Here is a 7,440-nt window from a genome sequence, read left to right as displayed (position 1 = left end):
CACATTTCAGGACGAGACAAGGAAAATAAAAGGGTTGAAGCATTGGCTTCAACCCTTTTTTGTACCGTTAGCCTAGAGAAGATAATTCATGGAGTACTTCATCAGCCCATTCTACCCACGCTTGGCGGACTAGTAGATTACGACGGAGTGTTAAACGTTCTAAACGCTGTTGTTTGTCCAGGGTAGAGGGCGTCGAATAATACGCGTTCTCTATTTCCTGATAGTGAGCAACCAACTTACGCGATTCTTCTACAAGTTCAGCGAGTTGTTCACGGTAAGGTGCGGAAGGTTGAACAGCACAAGCCATCAATTTCGCACAGAATTCATCACGAACGGTCGGATGTGCTGTTGGTTGATCAAACCATTCGCCCAGTGCAACGCGACCAGAGTCTGTGATGGAATATACTTTACGGTCTGGTTTACCTTCTTGAGGTTCTAGAACGCAGGTAACCAACTCATTTTGAGCCATTTTATTGAGCTCGCGATATACTTGTTGGTGGCTTGCTTTCCAAAAGTAGCCAATAGTGGCAGAAAATTCTTTGGTGATATCATATCCAGTTGCGTCGCGTGTGCTCAGAACTGTCAGGATAACGTGTGGTAATGACATGTCTTCAATCCAAATGGTCAAATAACTACTAACAACTGCTTAGTTACTGTTGTGCTTCTGTGGCACTTGTCATCAGTGAATTTTTAAGCAGCGCCAACAAAGTTGGCCATGTCACCTTAAAAGCCGTTTTATCACCTAGAGCGATATGTTGATGTTATTGTTTACCGCTAGGGAGCATTAGTATATCTAAATAATAAGCATAAAGTAGAATAGAAGGGCAAAATAAATCAAAAAACTGATAATTTTCTCAATAATTGGATATTTTGGTTAATTATTCTGTTTTTTTATAATTAGACCTATTTTTCATTTTGATGATGCTGAATGGTTTGATGTTTTTAGAATCAGATATAGAAAAGGCTGTCGAATCTGACAGCCTATTTCATATTTGGTTACAAGTTTAACCGGTGTTTCTCATCCCTGCGGCAATACCAGCGATAGTCACCATCAATGCTTCCTCCAGCTCAGGGGATGCAGTATCGCTCTGACGAGTACGATAAAGCAGTTCAGCCTGCAGCATGTTCAATGGTTCGACGTAAATGTTACGTAGGCGAATAGACTCTTGGCCCCACGGGTCACTTTGCATCAGGTTCTCATTATTTTCAACGTTGAGCACTGCTTTGATATCTTGCTGAAGCTGTGATCGCAGCTTATCGCCTAGAGGAAGCAGTTTAGGATCAGCTAAGCGTTCATCATAGTAACGTGAGATCTCGAGGTTACATTTTGTGTACACCATTTCGAGCATGCCGAGCCGAGTGGAAAAGAATGGCCACTCGCGACACATCTCCTCAAGCAGGGCTTGATGACCTTTATCGATCGAGTATTGAATCGCTTCACCAGCACCTAACCATGCTGGCAGTACCAAGCGGTTTTGGCTCCAAGAAAAGATCCATGGGATCGCACGCAAGCTTTCTACCCCACCTTTAGGATTGCGTTTCGCTGGGCGAGAGCCAAGAGGTAGTTTACCTAGCTCTAATTCTGGCGTTGCCTGACGGAAATACGGAACAAAGTCAGGTTCACCACGAACGACGCTTCGATACGCTTCACAGCTGACTTCTGAAAGAACATTCATCAAATCACGCCAATCCTGTTTCGGTTCCGGTGGTGGCAGTAAGTTAGCTTCCAAAATCGCACTGGCATACAAGTTGAAGCTATTAACGGCAACCTCAGGTAAACCCAATTTGAAACGGATCATTTCTCCTTGTTCTGTTACTCGCAGGCCGCCTTTTAAGCTCTTCGGTGGTTGAGACAAAAGAGCGGCATGAGCAGGTGCACCGCCTCGACCAATGGTGCCGCCTCGGCCATGGAATAGTGTCAATTCAACCCCTTCATCTTCAGCGACTTTGACCAGTGCTTCCATCGCATGATACTGAGCCCAGCCAGCAGACATCACGCCAGCATCTTTTGCTGAGTCAGAGTAACCGATCATCACCATTTGGTGGTTCTGAATAAAACCTCGGTAGAGGTCAATTCCCATTAACTGTTTAACTACAGATTCGGCATTATTCAGATCATCCAAGGTTTCAAATAGGGGACATACATCCATCCGATAGGGGCAGCCGGCTTCTTGAAGTAGTAGGTGTACGGCTAATACATCTGAAGCCGTACGTGCCATGGAAATCACATAAGCGCCAAAGGCTTCTCGCGGTTGAGCAGCGACAATCTTACAGGTATCAAGAACTTCTTTAACCTGCTCTGATGGTTGCCAGTCGCGTGGAAGAAGTGGTCGTTTGGAGGCTAGCTCATTAGTTAAAAAAGCAACTTTGTCTTGTTCGCTCCACTGGTTGTAATCACCAATGCCAAGGTAGCGAGTGAGTTCAGATAAAGCATCAGAGTGGCGAGTGCTTTCCTGACGAATATCGAGACGAACAAGGTGAACGCCAAAAGCTTTGATTCGGCGCAGTGTGTCTAGTAGTGAACCATCCGCGATGATACCCATACCGCACTCATGAAGAGATTGGTAACAAGCATAAAGTGGTTCCCATAGCTGCTCGACTCGCTGCAGAGGTGCTTTCACTGCCAGCTTCTGACCGTTTACTTTGGCATCCAGTATTTCTTTGGTTTCCGTCAGCAAGGCACGCAGTTGTTTTAGTACCGCGCGGTAAGGTTCGTGTTCATCCTCTCCCGCAAGCGAGCGTACCGCGTCATTGCAACGAGTCATCGACAGTTCACTGACTAGCTCATTGATATCATTGAGGTACAGATCTGCGGCTTTCCAGCGTGACAGTAACATGACTTCACGGGTAATGGTGTGGGTGACAAATGGGTTACCATCGCGGTCTCCCCCCATCCAAGACGAGAAATGCACTGGGCGAGCATCAATAGGCAGGCCCTCTTCGAGATAGCCACGCAGACGACCGTCCAATTCGCGTAAGAAGTCAGGCACTGCTTCCCATAGAGAGTTCTCGACAACCGCAAAGCCCCACTTTGCTTCATCGAGAGGAGTTGGGCGCTGCTGACGAATGGTGTCAGAGTGCCAGCCTTGGGCAATCAATTGTTCGAGGCGGCGTTCTGTCTTCTGACGTTCTTTGGCTGACAGGTCGTTCAACTCTAGTTTCGACAAGCACTTATTAATTTTGACCAGCTTGTTGATCATGGTGCGTCGAGTGATCTCGGTTGGGTGTGCAGTAAGCACTAACTCAATGTTGAGATCTCGCACCGCTTGAGCAGTATCGAGTTTGCTTATGTCGTTTTGGCTAAGTTTGGAAAACAGGTTGTTAATGGCGTCTGGTTCGCAGACATGCGCATCGCAATGACGTGAAATAGTGTGGTATTGCTCCGCCATGTTCGTCAGGTTGAGAAATTGGTTGAAAGCATGGGCAACAGGCGTCAGTTGCTCATCGGGTAGGCTTTTGATTTCCTCAATCAAGCTTTCGCGATCGGATTGATTGCCAGAAAGCGCAGATTTAGAAAGCTTACGAATCGTTTCTACTTTTTCCAGAAGTGCATCACCATGGGCGTCCTTAATGGTGTTGCCGAGCAAGTGTCCTAACATGCTCACATTGCTTCTGAGTGCAGAGTATTTCTCGTTCATTGTCATCCTGCCTTGTAAAAAAATTACATCCATTGTTCCTTGTTAAGTAGACAATCTAGCGAAAAATATCGCTGTGAGTCAAATGCTGTAGGTTAAGATTGCAAATATTGTGCAAATCAATGTAACTGATATAGCGTGATCATTTTTTCTATATTTGTTGAAACTTTATTACAGAAATTCGAGCGGATTCAAAGCTCGTTTATCGTCCAATCCCTATATGAGCATGCACGTAATTGCGCATAAAAGGCACCACGTCGGCTTCGAACCAAGGGTTACGCTTCAACCACAAAGTATTTCTTGGAGAAGGGTGAGGTAGAGGTAAATAGTGAGGTGCCCACTGCTGCCACGCTCTGACGGTTTCGGTGAGTGTTTTGGGTTTGTTTTGCAGATAATAGTTTTGTGCGTACTGGCCTACCAACAGCGTCATACCAATGTTAGGCAGTTGTTCGAGTACTTGACTGTGCCATTGCGGTGCACATTCTTTTCGTGGAGGGAGATCGCCGCTTTTACCTTTGCCGGGATAACAAAGCCCCATGGGCATGATGGCTATTTTTCTTGCATCATAAAATGCTGTTTTATCAAGCTCAAGCCATTGTCTTAATCTGTCACCGCTCGGATCATTCCAGGGAATGGATGTTTTGTGCACTCGGGTCCCTGGCGCTTGCCCGATGATCAATAACTTGGCTTCTTTATTCGCCTGAATAATGGGATTGGCTCCCAGAGTTAAATATGGCTCGCACAGCCGACATTGGCGAATTTGTTGGAGTAGATCTTCTAGCATCAGTAACCTTTATCGAGGTCGACTTGATTGAGTAGTGAGAATCCATCTCGCCAGCGATGATAGTTGTCAGCAAAGATCTCTACGACTTGGTCAGGGAAGCTAAGAGCAGCGATATGCGGCGTGATCGTTATTGCAGGGTGGTGCCAGAATGGGTGATTGGTTTCCAGTGGCTCGTGTTCAAACACATCAAGAAAGGCATGGGCAATGGCTTGAGCCTCTATCGCGGCAAGTAAACCTGTCTCACACACCACATCCCCTCGTCCCACATTGAACAGTAGGGCGGATTGGCAGTGACTGAGAGACTGATGATTAAGTAGGTGATGTGTGTCTTTGGTACTGGGCAGCGTGTTAACGACCACATCGACTCGGCTTAGGACACTCGCTAGCTCCTGAATATGGTAAGTCTCGTTAAAAGGGGAGTGCATGGTCGGAATACCGCTTCGGTTAATGCCGACCACTTTCATGCCAAATGCTTGAGCCGTTTTGGCGAGATGACTCCCTATCGAGCCTGTCCCCAATATTAATAACGTGAGTGAACGCAGAGACTGATAGGGTTTGGGTTCCCATTTTGACTGACTCTGACTTTCTTGGTAATGCAAAAAGTGGCGATGATGTTGTATCAAGTAACCGAGAACGTATTCTGAGATTTGCTGACCAAATATTCCCTTCACATTGGTCAGCAGAAAGTTCGGGGTGTCGCTGGTTAGAGCATCGACACCAGCATAAACCGATTGCATCCACTCGACATTAGGAAATTCATTAAGCCGCTTGACGGCCAGTGGTGGAGAGGCCAGTAAAATATTAGCACCTTGTGGATTCTCAGTGATCTCGAGATCCGGTAACCGCAGCTTGTCGAGTTGCTGCTGGTAAGTTTCGTTGTGCTCAGTCAGTAAATAAACTTTGTTGGTGAAATTGTTCATCGGCTTCGCTTTTTTCCACTATGGTTATCAAGTACACTTCCGCTGTCTTTTTCTGAACCAATGAGTCCTTATGCTACAGAACCCTCTTCAACTTCGCCTTGAGAAGTTAGAACCTTGGAAGCAGATCACCTTTATGGCGTGTCTGTGTGAACGTATGTACCCAAATTATGCGATGTTTTGTGACAGTACGGAATTTGCAGAGCCACGTATTTATCGCGATATTCTGGATAGCATTTGGGAGCAGCTGACAGTCAAGAGTGCCAAGGTTAATTATGAGCGCCAGTTGGAGAAGTTAGAAGAGATTATTCCAAGTTCTGAGGATTTTGATTTTTATGGTGTTTACCCCGCGATTGATGCCTGTATTGGTTTGTCTACATTGCTACATGGCTTGTTAGATCGCGATGACTTATTTGAAAGCATGCAAAAAGTCAGTCAACAGTCGGTACAGACGGTTGCTCAGCTAGAAGAAGCTCAAACCGGTCTCGAGATCACCAATGGTAATCAGAAAGACAATGAAGCGGTTTGTGAAGAGTGGGATGTGCAATGGGCTATTTTCCGTCCATTGAAAGATGCTCAAGAACGAGACATTGAACTGATTAAAGATCTTCGCTTTGAGCTGAGAGAAGATGGCATCAGCAATATTGGTGTTAGTCTTTAATGCAAAACGGGAGTCATAGAGACTCCCGATTAGATTAGTGGTCTTCTTTCTTGGCTTGTGGTTCAGAAACCTGATCATCTTCATCGTCATCGCGACTTTCGATCACGCCATGCGTCTCTTTCCATTTTTCCCAGCGCTCAAACGCCAGCTCTTGCATGTCAGTGGCTCGATCGGCTTCATCGACGATTTCTTCCCCAACCAGATGTTCGAAGATATCTTCCAGTGTCAGAATTCCCTGTATGGTGCCGTATTCATCAACAACCATTGCTAGCTGGAGGCGTTTCGCCATCATCTGCTCAAACGCTTTTGGCAGAGATAGGTTGTTCAGTAAAACGTGAACCGGACGCATCACGGCTCCTAGTTGTTTTTCGCCACAGCCCGCTTGCTGAAGTTTAAACATCTCTAAGCGGTGAACAAAGCCAATGATATTGTCTTTGGATTGGCTGTAAACCAGCGGGCGAGAAAACGGTGTGTCTTTATGCTGAGAAAGAAACTCATTAATACTCATTTCAGCATCAACACGGAATACAACTGGGCGTGGTGTCATGACCTGAGTAACAGGCACGTCTTGAATACCGAGAAGGTTAGTGAGGATCTTAGTCTCACCTTCCGCAAATTCACCGCTCTCTTTAGCCAAGATAGCCATCGCTGATAATTCGTCGCGCATCTTAGGCGCTTGATGACCGCTTGCTAGGCGTTTGGTGATTTGCTCTGAGAACCACACAAACGGTGTTAGCGCCCATACCATCCAACGCAGGGTCACCGCCGCTAGAGGAGCCAGTTTACGCCAATAGGTCGCACCAATTGTTTTTGGCACAATTTCAGATAACACAAGAATACCTAGCGTCAAGACGCCAGAGAATACGCCCAACCACTCACTTCCGAAAACAACAGCCGCTTGAGCACCTGCACTGGCCGCACCTATGGTGTGAGCAATGGTATTCAGAGTCAGAATTGACGCCAGTGGACGATCGATATCTGCTTTTAACTTTGATAACTTTTCTGCAGCAGGATGCCCTTGCTGACGCAGTTGTGCCAGATAACTGGGAGTAATACTCAGGAGTACTGCTTCGAGGACCGAGCAGATAAAGGATACGCCAATCGCAACAGAGACGTAGATGGTTAGCAGTAACATACATGTCCTATATCAGGTTTATACCACCACCGAATTTTGCAATGTAACCATTAAAAATATCAATCGCTAAATAAGCTACTATGCCTGGGCATTATTGGTGTGAGTATTTTATATTCGCTTCAGGCCCCACAATATCAGGCTTCATGGGCTTTCCACGTTCTATAAATAAGGTTCATTATGATTAAAAACAAGCCTCTGGATAGGAGAGGAAAGTAACAAATTGTGAGTTATTACTCATATTATGGTTAAAAGTACGTCATGAAAGCTAAAGATCGCTTACAAACCTTTGCCAGATGGGGCATTTATGA

The 7,440-nt window shown here is 45.8% G+C and carries 6 protein-coding genes; 1 reads left to right on the top strand and 5 read right to left on the bottom strand.

Translation table 11 applies throughout. The annotated features are described in order from the left end of the window. Positions 1 to 67: 67 nt before the first annotated feature. The 4 genes from TW84_RS21855 to TW84_RS21840 all read right to left on the bottom strand — a co-directional run bounded on the left by TW84_RS21855 (position 68) and on the right by TW84_RS21840 (position 5,339). A complete protein-coding gene (locus TW84_RS21855) occupies positions 68 to 607 on the bottom strand; it encodes a PadR family transcriptional regulator (protein ID WP_045977722.1) in 540 nt (179 codons plus the stop codon). A gap of 397 nt (positions 608 to 1,004) precedes the next feature. Further along, positions 1,005 to 3,638 (bottom strand): phosphoenolpyruvate carboxylase, encoded by a 2,634-nt coding sequence (gene ppc / locus TW84_RS21850; RefSeq protein ID WP_045977725.1) that lies wholly within the window; start codon positions 3,636 to 3,638, stop codon positions 1,005 to 1,007. 199 nt (positions 3,639 to 3,837) lie between these two features. Beyond that, positions 3,838 to 4,419 (bottom strand): uracil-DNA glycosylase family protein, encoded by a 582-nt coding sequence (locus TW84_RS21845; protein ID WP_045977721.1) that lies wholly within the window; start codon positions 4,417 to 4,419, stop codon positions 3,838 to 3,840. After that, positions 4,419 to 5,339, bottom strand: a complete 921-nt coding sequence (locus tag TW84_RS21840; RefSeq protein ID WP_045977720.1) for a D-2-hydroxyacid dehydrogenase — start codon at positions 5,337 to 5,339, stop codon at positions 4,419 to 4,421. Before TW84_RS21840 ends, TW84_RS21845 begins: the two co-directional genes overlap by 1 nt. A 70-nt stretch (positions 5,340 to 5,409) precedes the next feature. Here TW84_RS21840 and TW84_RS21835 point away from each other — a divergent pair, with 70 nt between their 5' ends. Next, a complete protein-coding gene (locus TW84_RS21835) occupies positions 5,410 to 5,997 on the top strand; it encodes a YjaG family protein (protein ID WP_045977719.1) in 588 nt (195 codons plus the stop codon). 34 nt (positions 5,998 to 6,031) lie between these two features. On the opposite strand, the gene TW84_RS21830 is transcribed toward TW84_RS21835, so the two are convergent. Beyond that, on the bottom strand, positions 6,032 to 7,132 hold the full coding sequence (locus TW84_RS21830) for a CNNM domain-containing protein (protein ID WP_045977718.1): 1,101 nt from the start codon (positions 7,130 to 7,132) through the stop codon (positions 6,032 to 6,034). Between the last annotated feature and the right edge of the window lie 308 nt (positions 7,133 to 7,440).

The organism is Vibrio neptunius, from assembly GCF_000967495.1.
Lineage (GTDB): Bacteria > Pseudomonadota > Gammaproteobacteria > Enterobacterales > Vibrionaceae > Vibrio > Vibrio neptunius.
This window is presented reverse-complemented; position numbering and strand designations above follow the sequence as displayed.

Excerpts from the sequence above, each read along its gene's own strand:
- TW84_RS21835 (WP_045977719.1), top strand. The coding sequence starts at position 5,410 with ATGCTACAGAACCCTCTTCAACTTCGCCTTGAGAAGTTAGAACCTTGG.
- TW84_RS21840 (WP_045977720.1), bottom strand. The coding sequence starts at position 5,339 with ATGAACAATTTCACCAACAAAGTTTATTTACTGACTGAGCACAACGAA.
- TW84_RS21855 (WP_045977722.1), bottom strand. The coding sequence starts at position 607 with ATGTCATTACCACACGTTATCCTGACAGTTCTGAGCACACGCGACGCA.
- ppc (WP_045977725.1), bottom strand. The coding sequence starts at position 3,638 with ATGAACGAGAAATACTCTGCACTCAGAAGCAATGTGAGCATGTTAGGA.
- TW84_RS21845 (WP_045977721.1), bottom strand. The coding sequence starts at position 4,419 with ATGCTAGAAGATCTACTCCAACAAATTCGCCAATGTCGGCTGTGCGAG.
- TW84_RS21830 (WP_045977718.1), bottom strand. The coding sequence starts at position 7,132 with ATGTTACTGCTAACCATCTACGTCTCTGTTGCGATTGGCGTATCCTTT.